The sequence below is a fragment of the Thioalkalivibrio nitratireducens DSM 14787 genome (assembly GCF_000321415.2).
Lineage (GTDB): Bacteria > Pseudomonadota > Gammaproteobacteria > Ectothiorhodospirales > Ectothiorhodospiraceae > Thioalkalivibrio > Thioalkalivibrio nitratireducens.
In genome coordinates this window covers 754,694-772,407 of record NC_019902.2, presented here as the reverse complement: position 1 = coordinate 772,407, position 17,714 = coordinate 754,694, and the positions used below count along the sequence as shown (strand labels likewise).

The following is a 17,714-nucleotide window of genomic DNA, read 5'->3' as shown; positions in this document are numbered from 1 at the left end:
GGTTTTCCTGACCCGGAGGATTGCCCGTGTTTGTCACCGTGCTCTTTGCCCTGCTCTTCTATGCGGCCACGGCCATTTTTCTGGCCGGGATCGGCATGCGCATCGCACGTTATGCACGGACACCGGCACCGCTGAAGATTCCGACTACCCCGGCGCCGACGACCCGTGGCGGTGTCGTGCTGCGGATGGTGACTGAAGTCGTGCTTTTCAACAGCCTGTTCAAGGCCAACAAATGGATCTGGATCTTCGGCATCGTGTTTCATGTTGCGCTTGCACTGGTGCTGCTGCGCCACCTGCGCTACTTCCTCGATCCCGTGCCCGCCTGGGTCGTGATGATTCAGCCCTTCGGCAAGTATGCCGCGTTCGCGATGGTGCTCGGACTCGCGGGACTCTGGGCCCGACGGGTTTTCGTGGAACGCATTCGCTACATCTCCTCGCCGTCGGATCACCTGATGCTGGCGCTGCTGCTGGGCATCGGCCTGACCGGCCTCGCGATGACCTACCTCTGGCACGTCGACATCACCGCGGTGAAGCTGTTCTTCACCGGACTGATGCGGTTCGACTTCAACCCGCTCCCCGCGCACCCGATGCTGCTGCTGCATCTGCTGCTGGTCGCCGGGCTGATGATCATTTTTCCGTTCAGCAAGCTGCTGCACGCGCCGGGCGTATTCTTCAGCCCGACCCGCAACCAGGTCGACAATCCGCGCGAAAAGCGCCATCTCACGAACGTGAAATGGATGGTCCGGAGCGAAAAACCCGCGGCGAGCGCGGATCAATAACCCGAACGGCGCCCCTTAGACAGGAACCCGCACGATGGCCAATTTCGATACCCCGGAACTCACCGAAAGCGATACCGTGGAGATCCCCGCACTGAAAAGCGGGGTCATGTCCCACAGCAAGCCTTTCGTTTCGAAGGAACAGTTCCAGGAACCGCTCGGCTTCCCCGGCGAGCTGGTCGACAACTGGAAGGACGTGGCGGTCAACAAGCTCGGCGAGCTGCTGCAGACCAACCGCGCGCTCCAGGTGTTCATGGATTCCTGCGTGAAATGCGGCGCCTGCACCGACAAGTGCCACTACTTCCTTGGCACCTCCGATCCGCGCAACATGCCGGTCGCCCGCCAGGATCTGCTGCGCAGCGTCTACCGCCGCTACTTCACGCTCCCGGGGAAGTACTTCCCGAAGCTGGTCGGTGCGACCGACCTGACCGAGGACGTGCTCGACCAGTGGTACAGCTACTTCCACCAGTGCTCGGAGTGCCGCCGCTGCTCCGTCTATTGCCCCTACGGAATCGATACCGCCGAGATCACGATGGCCACCCGCGACATCATGAACGCGGTCGGCAAGGGCCAGAAATACAGCAACGAGATCATCGGCAAGGTCTTCAAGATCGGCAACAACCTTGGCCTGCCGCAGCCCGCGCTGGAAGACACCCTGCTCGGCCTCGAGGAGGACGTGAAGGATGACACCGGCATCGACGTGCGCTTCCCGCTCGACGAGAAGGGCGCCGAAGTCCTGGTGGTCACGCCGTCGGCCGACTTCTTCGCCGAGCCGCACATCGACGGTCTGATCGGGTATGCGAAGGTCTTCCACGCCGCCGGCATCTCCTGGACGTTGTCGTCGCACGCGTCCGAGGCCGCGAACTTCGGTCTGTTCATCGGCTCCGGCGAAAACATGAAACGCATCGCGATGCGCATCCGCGAGGCAGCGCTGGACCTCGGCGTGAAGCGCATCGTCTTCGGCGAGTGCGGCCACGCCTGGCGCGTGGCCTACAGCTACCTGAACACGCTCGCCGGTCCGTTCGACTTCCTGGATCCGCGCTACCCGGTGCCGCAGCACATCTGCGAGTTCACCTACGACCTCATCCAGCGCGGCGTGCTGACGCTGGACAAGAGCCGCAACGACCACCGCCGGGTGACTTTCCACGATTCCTGCAACGTCGCCCGTGCCTCCCGCATGGGCGACATGCCGGGCGGGCAGTTCATCATTCCGCGCGAGATCATCAAGGCCACCTGCAACCATTTCTACGACATGGCGCCCGACACCATCGGCGAAGGCACGTTCTGCTGCGGCGGCGGCGGGGGTCTGCTGACCGACGACCTGATGGAACTTCGGGTCAAGGGCGCACTGCCCCGCATGAATGCACTGAAAGACGTGGTCGACGAACACGAAGTCACGCACATGGCCGCGATCTGCGCAATCTGCAAGAGCCAGTTCAGCAAGGTGCTGCCCTATTATGGCTTCCAGATGGACCAGATCGTCAGCGTCCACCAGCTCGTCAGCGACGCCCTCGTTCTCGACGCCAAACAATAACCACGAACCGAAGCACAGTCGGGCCATGGCCCGATTCCACAGGAGACACGGCATGGCAACTTCAAGCGAAGACATGAAACTGACTTTCCGGAAGTTCCGCGACGGCGACCACGAGCGCCGCGACTGGAAGGAGGCCATTTTCGAGGGCGACCATTCCCACAAGTGCCCGGTCTACGTGCACCGCACTCCGCCCTGCCAGGGCTCCTGCCCGGCGGGCGAAGACATCCGTGGCTGGCTGCAGATCGTCCGCGGCATCGAGAAGCCCGCGGGCGACATGAGCTGGCAGGAATACGCGTTCCGCCGCGCGACCGACGCCAACCCGTTCCCGTCGGTGATGGGCCGGGTCTGCCCCGCCCCCTGCGAATCCGGCTGTAACCGCAACGAGGTCGAGGACTTCGTCGGCATCAACTCGGTCGAGCAGTACATCGGCGACACCGCGCTGGACGAAGGCTTCACCTACGATCCCGCGCCGGCGCTGTCGGGCAAAAAAGTCGCGATCATCGGCGGCGGCCCTGGCGGCATGTCGGCGGCCTACCACCTGCGCCGTCGAGGCCACGCGTCGACGATCTTCGACGACCACGAAGAGCTGGGCGGGATGATGATGTACGGAATCCCCGAGTATCGCGTTCCCCGCGACCGGCTGCGCGCGGAGATGAACCGCATTCTGGCGCTCGGCGACATCGACCTGCGTCTGAACACCCGTGTCGGTAAGGACGTCTCGATGGAAGACGTCGAGAAGGAATTCGATGCCGTCGTCTGGGCCGTCGGCTGCCAGACCGGACGCCCGCTGCCGGTTCCGGGTGCGAACGCGCCGAACTGCATCGCCGGCGTCCAGTTCCTGTCCGCGTTCAACACCGGCCGGCTGAAAGTGCTGCCCACCGACAAGATCGTCTGCGTGGGTGGCGGTGACACCTCGATCGACGTCGTGTCCGTGGCCCGCCGCCTCGGCAAGATCGAGACCGACAACCCGGTCGACAATCCGGAAGACGCGATCCACGGCTACGTCGCGCACGACTCCGCGACCGCCGCGGTGCGCACCGGCGCCGAGGTCACGCTGACCTCGTTGTTCGCGAAGGAGAAGATGACCGCAGCCGAGCACGAGGTGCAGGATGCGCTGCGCGAGGGCGTGACGATCCTCGACGGCGTGATCCCGGTCGAGGTCGTGCTGAACGACAAGGGCCGCGCGACCGGTCTGAAGATGGCCAAGTGCGAGTTCGAAGGCAACACGCCGAAGCCGATCGACGGCACCGAGTTCGTGCTCGAGGCGAACCTGATCATCTCGGCGATCGGCCAGGGCGGTGACCTGACCGGCCTCGAGGCACTCGACAACGGCCGGGGCTTCATCAACAGCGACAAGTTCTACCAGGTGCCGGGCAACGAAGGCCACTTCGTGATCGGCGACATCATCCGTCCGCACCTGCTGACCACCGCCATCGGCCATGGCCGCATCGCCGCGGACAGCATCGATCACTACCTGCGCCACGAGGAGCCGATCAAGCGCCCGCGCGTCGACGTGCACCACTTCAATCTGCTCGGCAAGCTGAAGGAGACCGGTCTGACGCCCGAGGACTACAGCGGCGAGCAGCTCCGCGGAACCTCCGACAGCCGGTTCGCGGTGCACAACTACGAGGACCGCTCGGCGCACGAGATCATCTCGCACGAGAAGCTGTTCAAGGGCCACTTCCCGTTCACCCCGCGCAACCGCCGCCAAGAGCACGGTCCGGACGCCAGCGAAGTCATCGGGCATTTCGAGGAGCGAATGAAATCGCTCAGCACGGAAGACGCGCAGGCCGAGGCCAAGCGCTGCATGAGCTGCGGCATGTGCTTCGAGTGTGACAACTGCGTGATCTACTGCCCGCAGACTGCGGTATACCGGGTGCCGAAGAAGGAGTCCGCAACCGGCCGCTATGTAGCGACCGACTATGCGAAGTGCATCGGCTGCCACATCTGCGCCGAGGTCTGCCCGACCGGCTACATCGACATGGCCATGGGTGAGTAACGTGCGGCGCAGATTCACCCCGTTTGGCCTTCCCCTGCCAGCCCTGGTGCTGGCAGGGCTGGCCCTGACGCTTGCCGCCTGCGGCAAGGTGGAAGTCCCGGCACCGGAACTGCTCGCGGAAGCCCGTGGCGATCAATGCGTTGAGGACACCGACGTGATGCGCCGGGATCACATGAAGATCCTGATGCACGAACGCGACGAGGCGAAACGCTTCGGCCGGCGCAACCCCGACCACAGCTTCGTCGGCTGCATCGACTGCCACGTGTCTCCGACCGCAAGCCGTGACGACCCTTCGACCCACTTCTGCCTGGCCTGTCACCAGTTCAACGCGGTGAAGATGGACTGTTTCCAGTGCCACACCGACCGGCCGTCGGACAGCGCGCCGATGCCGCGCCAGAGCGCGGACGCCGACGGCCTGCTCGAAGGCCATCTCGCGGCGCAGGATGCCGGCGGGCCACTGTCCGTCCAGGAGATATCGACACCATGAGCAACGAGAGCAGCGCGAAACTGTCGCGACGGCAGTTCATCACCGGCGCCGCCGCGGCGGTGGCCGGGCTGACCGTCGCCCCAGGCGTCTTCCTGCTGAAACCCGCGGACGCCGCCAGCCCCAATTCCGATAAGCCACGCTGGGGACTGCTGATCGACACCAGCAAGTGCGCCGACGGCTGCACCGCCTGCGTGCGCGCATGCCACGAGGAAAACGGCGTGCGCAGCCTCGGCCGGCCCAAGACCGATGCCCAGTGGATCCGCAAGGTGAACCTGACCGACCAGGCGTCGGGCCACGAGCACTCGCTGCCGGTGATGTGCCAGCACTGCGAGCACCCGCCCTGTGTCGATGTCTGCCCGACCAAGGCGTCGTTCATCCGGCCGGATGGTATCGTGCTGGTGGACAAGCACACCTGCATCGGCTGCCGGTACTGCATGATGGCCTGCCCCTACAAGGCCCGCTCGTTCATTCACGAGCCGCTGACCGATCAGAAGCCACACGCTCCGCGCGGCAAGGGCACGGTCGAGAGCTGCACGCTGTGCGTCCACAAGGTCGATCGCGGAGACGGGACGACCGCCTGCGCCGAGGCCTGCAACCGGGATGGACACGGCGCGATGGTGTTCGGCGACCTGAATGACCCGGACAGCGAGATCTCGCAGCGGCTGAAGCAGTACGGCAGCACCGCCATCCGAGCCGACCTGCGCCTGAACCCGGGCGTACGCTATCAGGGAATCTGAGACCGATGAGTCAGACCACAATCAAGACCCATTTCCGGGAGATCGAAGGGCGCAGCCCGCTGTACCTGGCGTTACTCGGCGGCCTGCTCGTGCTGGTCGGGCTCGGGCTCCTCGCCGCGTTCATGAAGGGGACGTACGGGCACCACATCACCGGCATGAACAACCAGGTGGTCTGGGGCCTGCCCCATATCTTCGCCATCCTGCTGATCGTGGCGGCGTCAGGGGCGCTCAACGCGGCCTCGTTCGCTTCGGTGTTCGGACGCGTCGTGTACAAGCCTCTGGCCCGCGTTTCCGCGTTGCTTGCGATGACGCTGCTGATCGGCGGCCTGGTGATCCTCGTGCTCGACCTCGGCCGGCCGGACCGGCTGATCGTCGCGATGACGCATTACAACTTCAAGTCGATCTTCGCCTGGAACATCTTCCTGTACACGGGCTTCCTCGCCATCGTCGCGGTCTACCTCTGGTTCATGATGGAGAAGCGCATGAACCGCTACGTGCCGGTCGCCGGCTATGCCGCGTTCCTCTGGCGGCTGATCCTGACCACCGGTACCGGCTCGATCTTCGGATTCCTGGTCGCGCGCGAGGCCTACGACGCCGCGATCCTCGCGCCGCTGTTCATCGCAATGTCGTTCTCGCTGGGCATGGCCGTGTTCATCCTGGTGACCCTGGCCAGCTTCCTGGGCACCGGCCGCCCGCTCGGTGACCTGGTCCTGCGCCGCATGAAGAACCTGCTTGGAATCTTCGTCGCTGGCGTACTGTACTTCGTGCTGGTCTATCACTTGACCAACCTGTACGCGACGCGGCTGCACGGCATCGAGGCCTTCGTGCTGCTGCACGGGGGCATCTACACCTTCCTGTTCTGGTTCGTGCAGATCCTGATCGGCAGCCTGATCCCGCTATTGCTGCTGTTCCACCCCGTGTGGAGCCAGTCGCGCAAGGTCATCGCCGCGGCGTCCGGCCTGGTGCTGGTCGGCGGCTTCGCCCAGCTGTACGTGATCGTGGTCGGAGGCCAGGCCTATCCGCTCGAGCTGTTCCCCGGCTACGACATGAGCAGCGCATTCTTCGACGGCGTGGTCGCCGGCTATACGCCGTCGCTGGTCGAGTGGATGCTGGGCATCGGCGGCACCGGATTCGCGTTCCTGCTGTTCGCGATCGCGCTGAAGTTCCTGCGCTTCCTGCCGACCAGCCTCGCCGACGACAAGGTCGATCCGCACGCTGCCGGCGTCTCGACCGCGACGCGGCCGGCGACCGCCGGGGCATGACCCCGGGCGGTGCGCCCGCGGCGAGCCGCTGAGCATGGCGCGAGTGCTGATCTCCGCCGCGCACAAGTCGTCCGGGAAGACCACGATCTCCACCGGCCTGTGCGCGGCGCTCGCCGCGCGCGGGCATCGGGTGCAGCCGTTCAAGAAGGGCCCCGACTACATCGATCCACTGTGGCTCGGCCGGGCCGCTGGCCGGGCCTGTGTCAATCTCGATTTCAACACCATGTCGCACCAGGAGATCCGCGAGGCCGTCGGCACCCGGACCGACCCGGACGATATCGCGCTGATCGAGGGCAACAAGGGGCTGTACGACGGGCTGGACCTCGAGGGCTCGAACAGCAATGCCGCGCTCGCCCGGCTGCTACAGGCTCCGGTGGTGCTGGTGATCGACAGCCGCGGCATGACCCGGGGCGTGGCTCCGTTGCTGCTCGGTTACCAGGCGTTCGAACGCGACATCCGCATCGCCGGCGTAATCCTGAACCGGGTCGGCGGTAGCCGCCACGGCTCCAAGCTGCGCGCGGTGATCGAGCACTACACCGACATCCCGGTGCTGGGCATGGTCTCCGCGAACGCGGACCTTCAGATCCTGGAACGTCACCTCGGTCTGATCCCGAGCAACGAGCACGCGACGGCCGACGCGCAGATCCAGCGCCTCGCACGGGCGATCGCAACCGAAGTCGACGTCGAGCGGATCGGCGCGCTGGGCCAAGAGGCTCCGCCTCTGCCCCGTGCACCCACCGCGGCCACCGGATCCAGCGGGGCGCGTGTCCGGATCGCGGTCGCCCGTGACGCGGCCTTCGGTTTCTACTACGCGACCGATCTCGAGGCACTCGAGCAGGCCGGCGCGGACCTACTGTTCTTCGACGCATTGCAGGACACGGCGCTGCCGCCGGCAGACGGCCTGTTCATCGGCGGCGGGTTTCCCGAGAGCCGCATGCGCGAACTCGAAGCCAACGCATCGATGCGGGAGTCCGTGCGCACCGCGATCGAATCCGGCCTGCCGGCCTACGTCGAGTGCGGCGGACTGATGTACCTGGCCCGGGGCATCACCTGGAACGGAGAACGCTGCGCGATGGCCGGCGTATTGCCCGGCGAGGTGGTGATGCATGCCCGGCCCCAGGGCCGCGGCTATGTGCGCCTGGAAGAGACCGGCCAACTGCCCTGGCCGCCCGCCGATGCGGCGCCCGGCGTCACCGGCGCCGCTCCGTTCGCGTTCGGCGCGCATGAGTTTCATTACTCGGCACTGGAACCGATGCCCTCCGATACCGTCTATGCCTACCGGGTACTGCGGGGGCACGGGGTCGACGGCAGCCACGACGGCATCGTGTACCGCAACCTGCTGGCCAGCTACAGCCATCTGCGCCACAGTGCGCAGAATCCCTGGGCCGACCGTTTCGTCGCCTTCGTACGCGACGTGGCCGCGGGCCGACCGGGGCGAACCCACAACGGAACAAGGAGCAACGCATGATCACGATCACCCCTGCGGCTGCGAAGCAGATCAAGGAGTCGGCCCAGCAGAACGGCCTTGAGGGGGCCTCGCTGCGCCTCGCGGCGAAACGCACCCCGGACGGCGGCATCGATTACGGCATGGGCTTCGAGGAACACGAGAAGGACAGCGATCTGACGTTCAAGAGCAGTGGCGTGAACCTGGTGATCGAACCGGGCAGTGTCGAACTACTGAAAAATGCCGTGCTCGATTACGTCGAGATGGAACCCGGGGAGCACCGCTTCATCTTCATGAACCCGAACGATCCGAATTACAGTCCGCCGGACGGACTCAACGCCCCGCCGCTGAAGGACTGACGTCTGCCGCGGGACGCGGTCCCGCGATTCACCCCCGGCACGGTGCACCAGCCGGCGCCGGGGTTGGCCGCCGCCACCGACCGCGGAACGCGCTCGGGAGCCGTCAGACCTCCGCCCACATCCGCATCAGGTTCGCGCGGATCCGGCCGGTCCGGCGCGTCAGTTCGCCCTCGGGGTCGCTTTCGCGGAGAGCGTCCTCCACCTGCTGGAGATCGAACAACAGCCGCCGGCGTTCCGGCTCGCGCACCATCGATTCAGCCCAGGCCACCGCGACCAGCCGCTCGCCGTGGGTGACCGCTGCCACCCGGTGCAAGCTCGATGACGGGTAGATCACCGCATCGCCAGCCCCCAGTTTCACCTGCCGCTCGCCGAACTCGGTTTCGATCACGAGTTCGCCGCCGCCATAGGCGTGCGCCTCGTTCAGGAATACCGTTACCGAGACATCGGAGCGGTAGCGGCCGCCCTCCGGCCCCATTACCGGATCGTCCACATGCGGGCCGTAGCTCATGCCCGGTCGATAGCGCGCGAAGAACGCTCCGGACAGGCGCCGGGGCTGCGCCGCCGCCTGGAACTGCGGGTGGTGGTACAGCGGGAGCAACACCCACTGGTTCAGCTGCGCGATGCGCTGGTCTTCCGGATCGGCCTCCTGGTTCTGCTTCACACGGCGCGCGTCGCCGCCCGCCGAGACCCGACCGTCGACGAACGGCATGTCCGCCAGCAGGGTCCGCACGCGCTCGAGTTGTCCGGCATCGAGAACCTTGGACAGGGTGATCAGCATCGTCGCTCTCCGCGGTGGTGCCGAGGACATGCCGCCCGGCGCTGCAAAATGCGGCTCAGGTCCGAACCCGCAGGTCCGGCTGCAACGCCTCCAGCTGGTCGTCCTCGACCGGCCAGGTGTTCGGGGCCTCGTCCAGTAAGCGGCGCGCGACGGCCAGCCAGTGTTCGCGTGCCGGGCCCACTTGAGCCTTCAGCACCGCCAGCGGCGCACCGTCCACCCAGCGGTCGTAGGCGGCGCGCAGCTGCGGGAACAGCAGCGCGCGCATACCCGTCAGATTGGCGAAGTAGAAGTGAATGGCGCCATCCGTCCCGTCGTCCAGCAGCGCCGGGAGTGTGGTCAGGCAGTCGGCCAAGTGGTCCCGCACTGCCCGGGCTACGACTTCGCCCCGGCTGCCCGCGACCTCCAGCACGCGTTGCTGCCAGCCCGGCCCCAGCCGCTGCCCCGCGAGCACCTCGCCGACCTCGTGCCAGACAGCCGACTCGACCTCGCTGTCGGTCATTCGCTCCAGCGTTTCGGGCTCCGCCGCGTCGTAGCCGTAGGCGCGAAGCGCACGCGCCAGCGGATCGTCCGCCGGCGCCCCGCGCATCTGCCAGGCCTCGACCGTCTCGAACAGTAACCGGCGCACCGACTCGCGGCGCACGAAAATCAGATCCCCGCGCGACATCGCCGGAGGCGCCGCCAGATCACGCGCGGTTTCCTCGCCGACCACGTAGACCCGGTAGCCGTCGAAATCCTCGCGCCGCAGCAGCGCGCCCAGGAAGAACAGCGGACGCGCCCCGCGCCCATAGCCCGCCCCGTACACCAGCCCGTGCGGATCCAGGCGGCGGTTCACCGCATCCTGATCGAACGGGTCGTGGCGTGCCGCACCGAGCGGCAGAGCCCCTGGGGAAAGCCCTTCCAGCTGTTCCCAGCCCTGCTCGCGGCGGCTTACCCAGTCGCCCACCTCTTGGTGATTCAGCGCGGCCGAGAACGGCAGGCGCCGCTCCCAGCGGTAGAACTCGCGCATCTTCAGCAGGTACGTGCACAGGGAATAGTTCCCCGCATGCTGGGCGTCGGCGATGTCGCAGTTGCGCTGCACCGCCGCGCGCAGTTCGCTCAGCCCTTCCCCGGAAAGCACGGATTCGAAAGTCGGTTGGGTCATCGGTGACTACGCCCCTGCTGTTGGGCCCCGGTCTGCGCGCACGTGCCCATACCCCGCTTGCCTGCTGCGGCTGCCAGTGCACGCGCCCGGCGGCGTTGCGGCACCCGGAAACGCCCTGCGCAGGCCCCGCCAGGCACGCGGGCTCCTGTGCACCCCGCGCCCCGCTGCACAGAGGTTCAGGGTCGTCCCGCCACGGCAGGGGGTATGGTCACAAGTGCTGGACGTATTCTGACCGATGGCCCGGAGCATGAAAACCCACCCCTGCCGCCAGTGCGTGTTCCACCCGACACCGTCTTCCGTCGTCCTGGTCACCGTCGTCCTGGTCACCGGAAGCCGGCGGGCGATCCGTGTGGGTTTCGCGAAGATTCTGCGGAAACTCGCTAGAATCCCGGCCCATGAACGCCCATCCTGCTGCGGCGGCCCGCATCCAGGCGCGCGTGCGCTGCATCACTTTCGATCTGGACGACACCCTCTGGCCGGTGATGCCTGCGATCCACCGCGCCGAGGCGCGCTTCTACGAATGGCTGCAGGGACACGCCCCGCAGGTCTGTGAATGCTATACGCCGCAGGCACTGATCGACGCGCGCAGCCGTTTCATGCAGGCCGCACCGGCATCGGAGCGCCACGACCTGACCCGGCTGCGCAAGCGCTGGCTGCGCGCCCTCGCGCTGGAGACCGGCAGCAGCCCCGCACGCCTGGAATCGGAAGGCTTCGAGGTCTTCTGGGAGGCCCGCAACGAAGTCGACCCTGACCCCGAAGCCGCGTCGGTGCTGGAAACGCTGTCCCGCCATTTCCGGATCGGTGCCGTCAGCAACGGCAACGCGGACGTGTTCCGCACCTCGCTCGGACCGTACTTCGATTTCGCCTTGCCGGCGGCCGAGGCCGGTACTGCCAAGCCGGACCCTGCGATCTTCCGCGCGGCCGCCCGCCGCGCGGGGGTCCGCCCCGAATCCATGCTGCACATCGGCGACGACGCCGTCTGCGACGTCCTGGGTGCGCGCAACGCCGGACTGCATGCGGGCTGGTTCAACCCCGGCACCGAACCCTGGGCGCACCGCGAGGCCCGGCCGGACATCACCTTCGGCCGGCTGGGCCAGATACCGGTCCGGCTCGGATTGATCAGGCCTGCGCCGTTGCGGCCATAAGCCGCTCCAGCCGGTCGACGTCCTCCGGGGTGTCCACCCCGGCGGGCACCGGCGCATCGACGATCCCGACCTGGATCCAGGCGCCGATGGCCAGCGCGCGCAGTTGCTCGAGCTGTTCGATCCGCTCCAGCGCCGCGGGCGGCTGCTCGGTCAGCTGCCGGAGGAAGCCGACCCGGTAGGCATAGAGCCCCAGGTGCCTGCGCGCCTGCGTCAGGTCGGGGCTGTGCCCGGCGTGCGCGGCCTCGCGGTCCCAGGGAATCGGCGCCCGCGAAAAGTACAGCGCCCGACCGGCGGCATCGGTCACCAGCTTCACCTGGTTCGGATCGCGCAGATCGTCGGCGCTGCGGATCGGAACCCCGAGGGTCGCCATGTCGGCGCCGGGATGACGCGCGAGCAATGCCGCGAGTTCGTCCAGAAGCGTGCCCGGTGTCAGCGGCTCATCGCCCTGCAGGTTGACCACGCAGGTCTCATCGGGCCAGCGCTGCTGTGCCGCGACCGCCGCGATCCGGTCGGTTCCGGAGGGTAGTTCCGCCGGCGTCCAGCAGGCCTCCGCACCACTGGCACGGGCCACGTCCAGCACACGGGCGTCGTCGCTGGCGACGATGACGCGCTGCGCGCGGCTCTCGCGCGCACGCGCGACGACATGGGCGATCAGCGGACGCCCAGCGATCGCGACCAGCGGCTTTCCGGGCAGCCGGCTGGACGCCATCCGGGCGGGAATCACGACGATGAAGGGCTCGGCGCTCATGCCGCTCCCGGAGCCAGCGCCGTGCCCGCCGCCCTTGCGTTCACCCGTGGCCGGCATCACTTCCCGCGCCAGCGCTTCTTCTCTTCTTCAGACAGTACGCGGGCTTCCTCCTCGAGCATCACCGGGATGTCGTCCCGAATCGGATAGGCCAGTCCAGCCGCCACCGAGATCAACTCGTTCGCTTCGCGGTCGTAGTGGAGCGGTCCCTTCGTGACCGGGCAGACGAGAATTTCGAGCAAACGCTTGTCCATCGTGATTACCCCAGGTATTTCAGCCGTATCATGGATTCCAGGCGCCTCAAGAGCGCCGGTTCGAAGGCGGGATCGGGCCGCGCCGACACCGGCCAGTACCAGTGGCGCTCATCGGCAAACTCCCGGCATTTTACGGCATCCTTCTCCGTCATCAGTACCGGGTGCTGGTCATCGAAGTCGATGTCCCGAGCGTGAAAGCGGTGGTGGTCGGGGAACGGGTGCCGGATCACGTCAACGCCCGCGGCCTCCAGCGCGGTGAAAAAGCGCTCGGGATCGGCGATGCCCGCCACCGCGTGGGCCGGCCGGCCGGCAAACTCGCGCTGCGGACGCTGGACGCCATGCCGGCCCACGCTCGATACCGTGCCCGGCGTTTCCAGGCGCATCGCGTACTCGCCGCCCTGCGGGCTGCCGCCGGTGACTACGACGAAATCGGCACACGCGACCGCGGACCCGGGTTCGCGCAGCGGCCCTGCAGGCAGACACAGGCCATTCCCCAGGCGGCGTTTGCCATCCAGCATCAGGATGCTGATATCACGCGGAAGCCGGTGGTGCTGCAGGCCGTCGTCCGAGATCACTACGTCCACTCCCTGCGCCGCGAGTGCACGCGCGGCACGCACCCGGTCCCGGTCGACCCAGACGGGCACGCCGGTGCGGCGGGCCAGCAGAATCGGCTCGTCACCGACCGCCGACGGGTCCGCACCAGGGTGCACCGGGAGACTCGCGTGCGCGTTGCGGCGACCATAGCCGCGGCTGACGATGCCCGGCCAATAGCCGGCCCGCTTGAGACTCTGCGCCAGCCAGGCGGTCATCGGCGTCTTGCCGCTGCCTCCCACGGTCAGGTTGCCGACGACGATCACCGCCTTCAGCGGCAGCACCACGTGGCGCTGGGTGTCCTCGAGCCGGCTGCGCCGCCAGCCCGCGAGCCCGGCATACAACAGCGACAGCGGAAACATCGCGGCCGCGAACGGTCCGCGATGACTCCACTGGCGCCACAGCCACTGCTCTACCATACCCAGACCCGGTCCATCAGTGCCGCCAGGTTGCGATCGACCTGGCGCCGCTCCGTCCAGAAGCGGCGCCGCGCCGCATCGCCGAGGCCGCGCCTGCGTTGTGTGTCGCCACGCAGTGTCTGCCAGTGGGCGAGCACGCGCTCCGGCTGCACGAGCGCCGACACCGGCAGATCCGCGATCGGCGACGAGACACCCATGCTGACCGCGGAACCCGCGGCCAGGGCCTGCCACAGCGCGCCACGCGACGCGCCCGCAAGGTGGATTCCATCGGCGGCACTCGCCGCAGCGGCCCACCAACGCCGGTCGTCCAGATGCACTACCGTCCCGCCAGGCAGCGGCCGCCGATCCCAGCTGCTCGCTGCCAGCGTAGCCGTAGCCGGGGCGCCGCCGTCTTCCAGGCTGACCAGCAGGATGTCGTCGGCCAGCGGGGCGGCGCGCCAGTGGGCCCACCAGGCGTCCCAGCCGGCGCTGTCGCCATGCCACCACCAGAGTCGGCGCGTGCCCCCGCCCGCGAGCGTGCGCAACACTACGTCGGCCCGGGCCTCGGCGAACCGGGCCTGCGGATCCGCCGCCGGCAGCAGGTCCTGCACCGCCCCGGATCCCTGCCAGACACGGTATTCCGTGGCGGACAGTGGCCACGCCGCGGTTACCCTCGTCCGCGCCGGGCCGGTGCCGATTGCGGCCACCGGCGCCGACAACCGCTGCAGCAGCGTTTCCGGAGGTGCCGATTCCGCCAGCAGGACGCCCGCGGGCCGGAACCGGGCCAGGACGCGGCGCACCACCCGCGGCCGGTCACTGGGCCCGTAGCCGAGACCGACCCGAGGCCAGGACCGCAAGAGGGCGCGCAACAGATCGGGATCATCGCGTTCGAAGGTCAGCACGATGCGAACGTCACGGCGCCGGTCGCGCACCGCCCCCAGCAGTTCCACCCCCAGTTGCAGTGCCTCCCGGCTGGCCCCTGCCTTGATCCAGATCAGTCGACCGCGTCCCTCCGGCGGGCTCAGAAAGCCCAGCCGGGCGCGCGCCCGGCGCCGGTCGCCGGCCCGGTGATCGCGCCATGCCGCGCGCCACACCGGCCAGAACCGGGTCCCGTATCCGGGATCCGCCACGACCACCGACTCTACCCCGCCTCGGCTTCGCGGAACTGGAGCCGGTACAGGTGCGTGTAGATGCCGTCGCGGGCAAGCAGATCCGCATGCTGCCCCTGTTCGACGATGCGTCCCGCATCGAGCACCAGGATGCGATCGGCGTGTTCGATCGTCGACAGGCGGTGGGCGATGATCAGCGTCGTTCGGGTATGCATCAGATTGGCCAGGGCCGCCTGCACTTTGCGCTCGGACTCGTTGTCCAGCGCCGAAGTCGCCTCGTCCAGGATCAGCAGCGGCGCGTCCCGCAGCAGGGCCCGAGCGATGGCCAGCCGCTGCCGCTGGCCACCGGACAGCAGTACCCCGTTCTCGCCGATTTCGGTATCGAACCCGTCCGGCAGCTGCTCGATGAAGTCCAGCGCATGCGCCGCCGCCGCAGCCTCGCGGATCTCGTCCAGGGTCGTTCCGACGCGACCGTAGGCGATGTTGTTCGCGACCGTGTCCGCGAACAGCGTGACATGCTGGCCCACGTAAGCGATCTGGCGGCGCAGATCGCGCAGGCGCAGATCGGAGAGATCGTGGCCGTCCAGGAAAATCCGCCCCCGGGTCGGCTGGAAGAACCGCGGCAGCAGGTTGACCAGCGTCGTCTTGCCGCTGCCGGAGCGTCCGACCAGCGCCACATTCTCGCCGGGCTCGATCGCCAGGTCGATGTCCTTCAGCACGTCCGGGCCACCGGGCTCGTACCGGAAGCTCACCTGCTCGAAGCGCAGCGCCCCGCGGGCACGCTCCATCGGGGTATGTCCGGTATCGCGCTCCGGCACCTCGTCGAGCACGGCGAAGATGTTCTGGCCAGCCGCGATGCCCCGCTGCAGGGTCGCGTTGATCGTGCTCAGACGCCGGATCGGGGTCAGCAGCAGCAGCATCGCGGTCAGGAACGAAACGAAGGTTCCGGCCGTGACCTCGTCCCCGAGGGTGTCGGAAGTCGCCATCCAGATGATAAAGGCCAGCACCAGTGCAACGATGAACTGGATGATCGGCACATACGCTGCCTTGACGCCCTCCATGCGCATGTGCAGCCGGCGGTTGCCTTCGTTGATCCCCTCGAAACGTTCGCGTTCGAAGGGTTCGCCGCCGAAGATCCGAACGACCCGATGGCCCTCGATCACTTCCTGGGTCACGTGGGTCACGTCGCTCATGTTGCCCTGGATACGGTGCGACAGGCGCCGGAACTGCCTCGTGACCACGTTCACCAGCAGCACGACCGCCGGCACGATCACCAGGACGGTCATCGTCAGCGCCGCACTGAGGTAGAGCATCCAGGCGAGCAGCACCAGAATCGTCAGGCTGTCCTTCACCAGCACGCTGAAGCCATCGGTCGCGGCACTGGCCACCTGTTCCACATTGTAGGTAAGGCGGGAAATCAGCTCGCCGCTGGACTGGTGCTGGAAGCGCTGCACCGGCATCACCAGCAGACGCTCGAACAGTTCCGTGCGCAGGCGTTTCACGACTTGGCGGCCGACGTAGCGCATCGAGTAGGTCGCACCGAACTCGGCGACGCCGCGGACCGCAAACAGGCCGATCAGCAGCAGCGGGATCCAGCGCGAGAGCTGGCTCTCGTCGGCACCAAAGGACTCGTCCATCAGCGGCTTCATCAACGCGGCGAACCCCGCCTCGGTCGCCGCCATGATCACCATCGTGACCGTGGCGGTAATCAGCAACGGCCAGTACTGGAACGCGTAGGACAGCAGGCGCCTGTAGACGCGCCACCCCGTGTCGTAACCTGCCCGCTCCCGGTCAGTCATCATCCGCAACCCGGCCGATGGTCGCGATCGAGACCGCAGTGATCCCGAGACGGCCGACCACATCCAGCGCGGTAACCACCGACTGATGGCTGGCATGCGCATCGGCCCGGATCAGCACCGGATCCCCGGCCCGGTCGCGCAGCACCTGCTCCAGCATCCGTTCGAGCGTCTCCGGACGGCGGTTCACGAGTTCCTGCCCATCGACGTAATACTCCCCGGTCGCATCGATCAGTATATCGATCCAGGCACGCTCCGCGAGCGCCGGCTCGCGGTCGGCCGACGGCAGCTGCAGCTGGATGTCGGCGTGTCGGTCGAAGGTGGTCGAAACCATGAAGAAGATCAACAGCAGGAACACCACGTCGATCAGCGGTGTCAGGTTGATCCCCGCCTCGTCGTCCCTGCGCCGCCGGAAATTCACGCACCGACCCCGACCGAGGCGCTGCGCTCGCCGTGGATCACCTCGACCAGTTTCACGGCCTCCATTTCCATCTCCAGTACGAGTTCATCGACCCGCCCGCGGAAATAGCGATGAAAGATCAGCGTCGGGATCGCAACGCCGATGCCCGTCGCAGTGGTCACCAGGGCCTGCGAGATGCCCCCGGCCAGATCCCGGGGGCTGCCGACCCCGACGTCGGTAATCACGGTGAAGACCTCGATCATGCCCACCACCGTGCCCAGCAGACCCAGCAGCGGCGTGATCATCGCGATCGTGCCCAACGTATTCAGGAACCGCTCGAGTTCGTGCGCCACGCGCCGGCCGGTTTCCTCGATGGTTTCCTTCATCACCTCGCGCGAATGGTTCTGCGCGGCCAAGCCGGCCGCGAGCACCTGACCCAGCGGCGAGCGGGCACGCAGGCGCTGTAGCTGGATCTCCCCGCCGGGGCCGCTGCCCCGAATCTGTTCCCAGACCGTCAGCAGCAGGCCACGCGGCACCACCCGGGCACGGCGCAGCGACCACAGGCGCTCGAGCACGATGGCCAGCGCGATTACCGAACAAAGCAGGATCGGCACCATCAGCCAGCCACCTGCCTTCACGATCTCCAGCATTCGGATCTCCCAAGAACACGCACAGGACACCGACGCCGGTGCCCCGATCCATCACCGACCCGGCACGCAGGCCGTAGACCCCTGCATGCAACGGTACCGGAACCCGTCC

The 17,714-nt window shown here is 67.3% G+C and carries 18 protein-coding genes; 9 read left to right on the top strand and 9 right to left on the bottom strand.

The window, feature by feature from the left end:
- Positions 1 to 26: 26 nt before the first annotated feature.
- The 8 genes from TVNIR_RS03975 to TVNIR_RS03940 are packed head-to-tail and all read left to right on the top strand — an operon-like array spanning position 27 to position 8,598.
- Positions 27 to 779 (top strand): respiratory nitrate reductase subunit gamma, encoded by a 753-nt coding sequence (locus TVNIR_RS03975; protein ID WP_015257687.1) that lies wholly within the window; start codon positions 27 to 29, stop codon positions 777 to 779.
- A 34-nt stretch (positions 780 to 813) separates the two neighbouring features.
- A complete protein-coding gene (gene dsrK / locus TVNIR_RS03970) occupies positions 814 to 2,310 on the top strand; it encodes a sulfate reduction electron transfer complex DsrMKJOP subunit DsrK (protein ID WP_015257686.1) in 1,497 nt (498 codons plus the stop codon).
- A 52-nt stretch (positions 2,311 to 2,362) separates the two neighbouring features.
- Positions 2,363 to 4,309 carry an NAD(P)-binding protein gene (locus TVNIR_RS03965; protein ID WP_015257685.1) on the top strand — a complete coding sequence of 649 codons (1,947 nt, stop codon included), beginning with the start codon at positions 2,363 to 2,365 and terminating at the stop codon, positions 4,307 to 4,309.
- A gap of 1 nt (position 4,310) precedes the next feature.
- Positions 4,311 to 4,796, top strand: a complete 486-nt coding sequence (locus tag TVNIR_RS03960; protein ID WP_237251737.1) for a sulfur reduction protein DsrJ — start codon at positions 4,311 to 4,313, stop codon at positions 4,794 to 4,796.
- Entirely contained in the window at positions 4,793 to 5,533 is a 741-nt protein-coding gene (gene dsrO / locus TVNIR_RS03955; RefSeq protein ID WP_015257683.1) for a sulfate reduction electron transfer complex DsrMKJOP subunit DsrO, read from the top strand. The genes TVNIR_RS03960 and dsrO overlap by 4 nt, the downstream gene beginning before the upstream one ends.
- A 5-nt stretch (positions 5,534 to 5,538) precedes the next feature.
- Positions 5,539 to 6,795 carry an NrfD/PsrC family molybdoenzyme membrane anchor subunit gene (gene nrfD / locus TVNIR_RS03950; protein WP_015257682.1) on the top strand — a complete coding sequence of 419 codons (1,257 nt, stop codon included), beginning with the start codon at positions 5,539 to 5,541 and terminating at the stop codon, positions 6,793 to 6,795.
- A 34-nt stretch (positions 6,796 to 6,829) separates the two neighbouring features.
- Positions 6,830 to 8,263 (top strand): cobyrinate a,c-diamide synthase, encoded by a 1,434-nt coding sequence (locus TVNIR_RS03945; RefSeq protein WP_043739263.1) that lies wholly within the window; start codon positions 6,830 to 6,832, stop codon positions 8,261 to 8,263.
- The gene (locus TVNIR_RS03940; RefSeq protein ID WP_015257680.1) at positions 8,260 to 8,598 is read left to right on the top strand and encodes a HesB/IscA family protein; all 339 of its coding nucleotides are present in this window, start codon (positions 8,260 to 8,262) and stop codon (positions 8,596 to 8,598) included. The genes TVNIR_RS03945 and TVNIR_RS03940 overlap by 4 nt, the downstream gene beginning before the upstream one ends.
- 103 nt (positions 8,599 to 8,701) lie before the next feature.
- On the opposite strand, the gene TVNIR_RS03935 is transcribed toward TVNIR_RS03940, so the two are convergent.
- Positions 8,702 to 9,376: a Fe2+-dependent dioxygenase gene (locus tag TVNIR_RS03935; RefSeq protein WP_015257679.1), complete on the bottom strand. Its 675-nt coding sequence runs from the start codon at positions 9,374 to 9,376 to the stop codon at positions 8,702 to 8,704.
- Between the two features lie 55 nt (positions 9,377 to 9,431).
- Complete coding sequence (locus tag TVNIR_RS03930; RefSeq protein ID WP_015257678.1) at positions 9,432 to 10,517, bottom strand: Sfum_1244 family protein; 1,086 nt, start codon at positions 10,515 to 10,517, stop codon at positions 9,432 to 9,434.
- A 395-nt stretch (positions 10,518 to 10,912) separates the two neighbouring features.
- On the opposite strand from TVNIR_RS03930, the gene TVNIR_RS03925 reads away from it, so the two are divergent.
- Positions 10,913 to 11,662: an HAD family hydrolase gene (locus TVNIR_RS03925; RefSeq protein WP_015257676.1), complete on the top strand. Its 750-nt coding sequence runs from the start codon at positions 10,913 to 10,915 to the stop codon at positions 11,660 to 11,662.
- Here TVNIR_RS03925 and kdsB read toward each other — a convergent pair.
- The 7 genes from kdsB to TVNIR_RS03890 are packed head-to-tail and all read right to left on the bottom strand — an operon-like array spanning position 11,637 to position 17,605.
- The gene (gene kdsB, locus TVNIR_RS03920; RefSeq protein ID WP_043740146.1) at positions 11,637 to 12,410 is read right to left on the bottom strand and encodes a 3-deoxy-manno-octulosonate cytidylyltransferase; all 774 of its coding nucleotides are present in this window, start codon (positions 12,408 to 12,410) and stop codon (positions 11,637 to 11,639) included. The two genes, TVNIR_RS03925 and kdsB, sit on opposite strands and share 26 nt — an antisense overlap.
- 56 nt (positions 12,411 to 12,466) lie before the next feature.
- Positions 12,467 to 12,661: a Trm112 family protein gene (locus TVNIR_RS03915; protein ID WP_015257674.1), complete on the bottom strand. Its 195-nt coding sequence runs from the start codon at positions 12,659 to 12,661 to the stop codon at positions 12,467 to 12,469.
- A gap of 5 nt (positions 12,662 to 12,666) precedes the next feature.
- On the bottom strand, positions 12,667 to 13,677 hold the full coding sequence (lpxK, locus tag TVNIR_RS03910) for a tetraacyldisaccharide 4'-kinase (RefSeq protein WP_418081347.1): 1,011 nt from the start codon (positions 13,675 to 13,677) through the stop codon (positions 12,667 to 12,669).
- Positions 13,665 to 14,786 (bottom strand): glycosyltransferase N-terminal domain-containing protein, encoded by a 1,122-nt coding sequence (locus TVNIR_RS03905; RefSeq protein ID WP_015257672.1) that lies wholly within the window; start codon positions 14,784 to 14,786, stop codon positions 13,665 to 13,667. The genes lpxK and TVNIR_RS03905 overlap by 13 nt, the downstream gene beginning before the upstream one ends.
- Before the next feature lie 5 nt (positions 14,787 to 14,791).
- Positions 14,792 to 16,558: a lipid A export permease/ATP-binding protein MsbA gene (gene msbA, locus TVNIR_RS03900; protein WP_015257671.1), complete on the bottom strand. Its 1,767-nt coding sequence runs from the start codon at positions 16,556 to 16,558 to the stop codon at positions 14,792 to 14,794.
- Positions 16,551 to 16,976 carry an ExbD/TolR family protein gene (locus TVNIR_RS03895; protein WP_015257670.1) on the bottom strand — a complete coding sequence of 142 codons (426 nt, stop codon included), beginning with the start codon at positions 16,974 to 16,976 and terminating at the stop codon, positions 16,551 to 16,553. Before TVNIR_RS03895 ends, msbA begins: the two co-directional genes overlap by 8 nt.
- Positions 16,973 to 17,605, bottom strand: coding sequence for a MotA/TolQ/ExbB proton channel family protein (locus tag TVNIR_RS03890; RefSeq protein ID WP_015257669.1), 633 nt, complete (start codon positions 17,603 to 17,605; stop codon positions 16,973 to 16,975). The genes TVNIR_RS03895 and TVNIR_RS03890 overlap by 4 nt, the downstream gene beginning before the upstream one ends.
- Positions 17,606 to 17,714 lie beyond the last annotated feature (109 nt).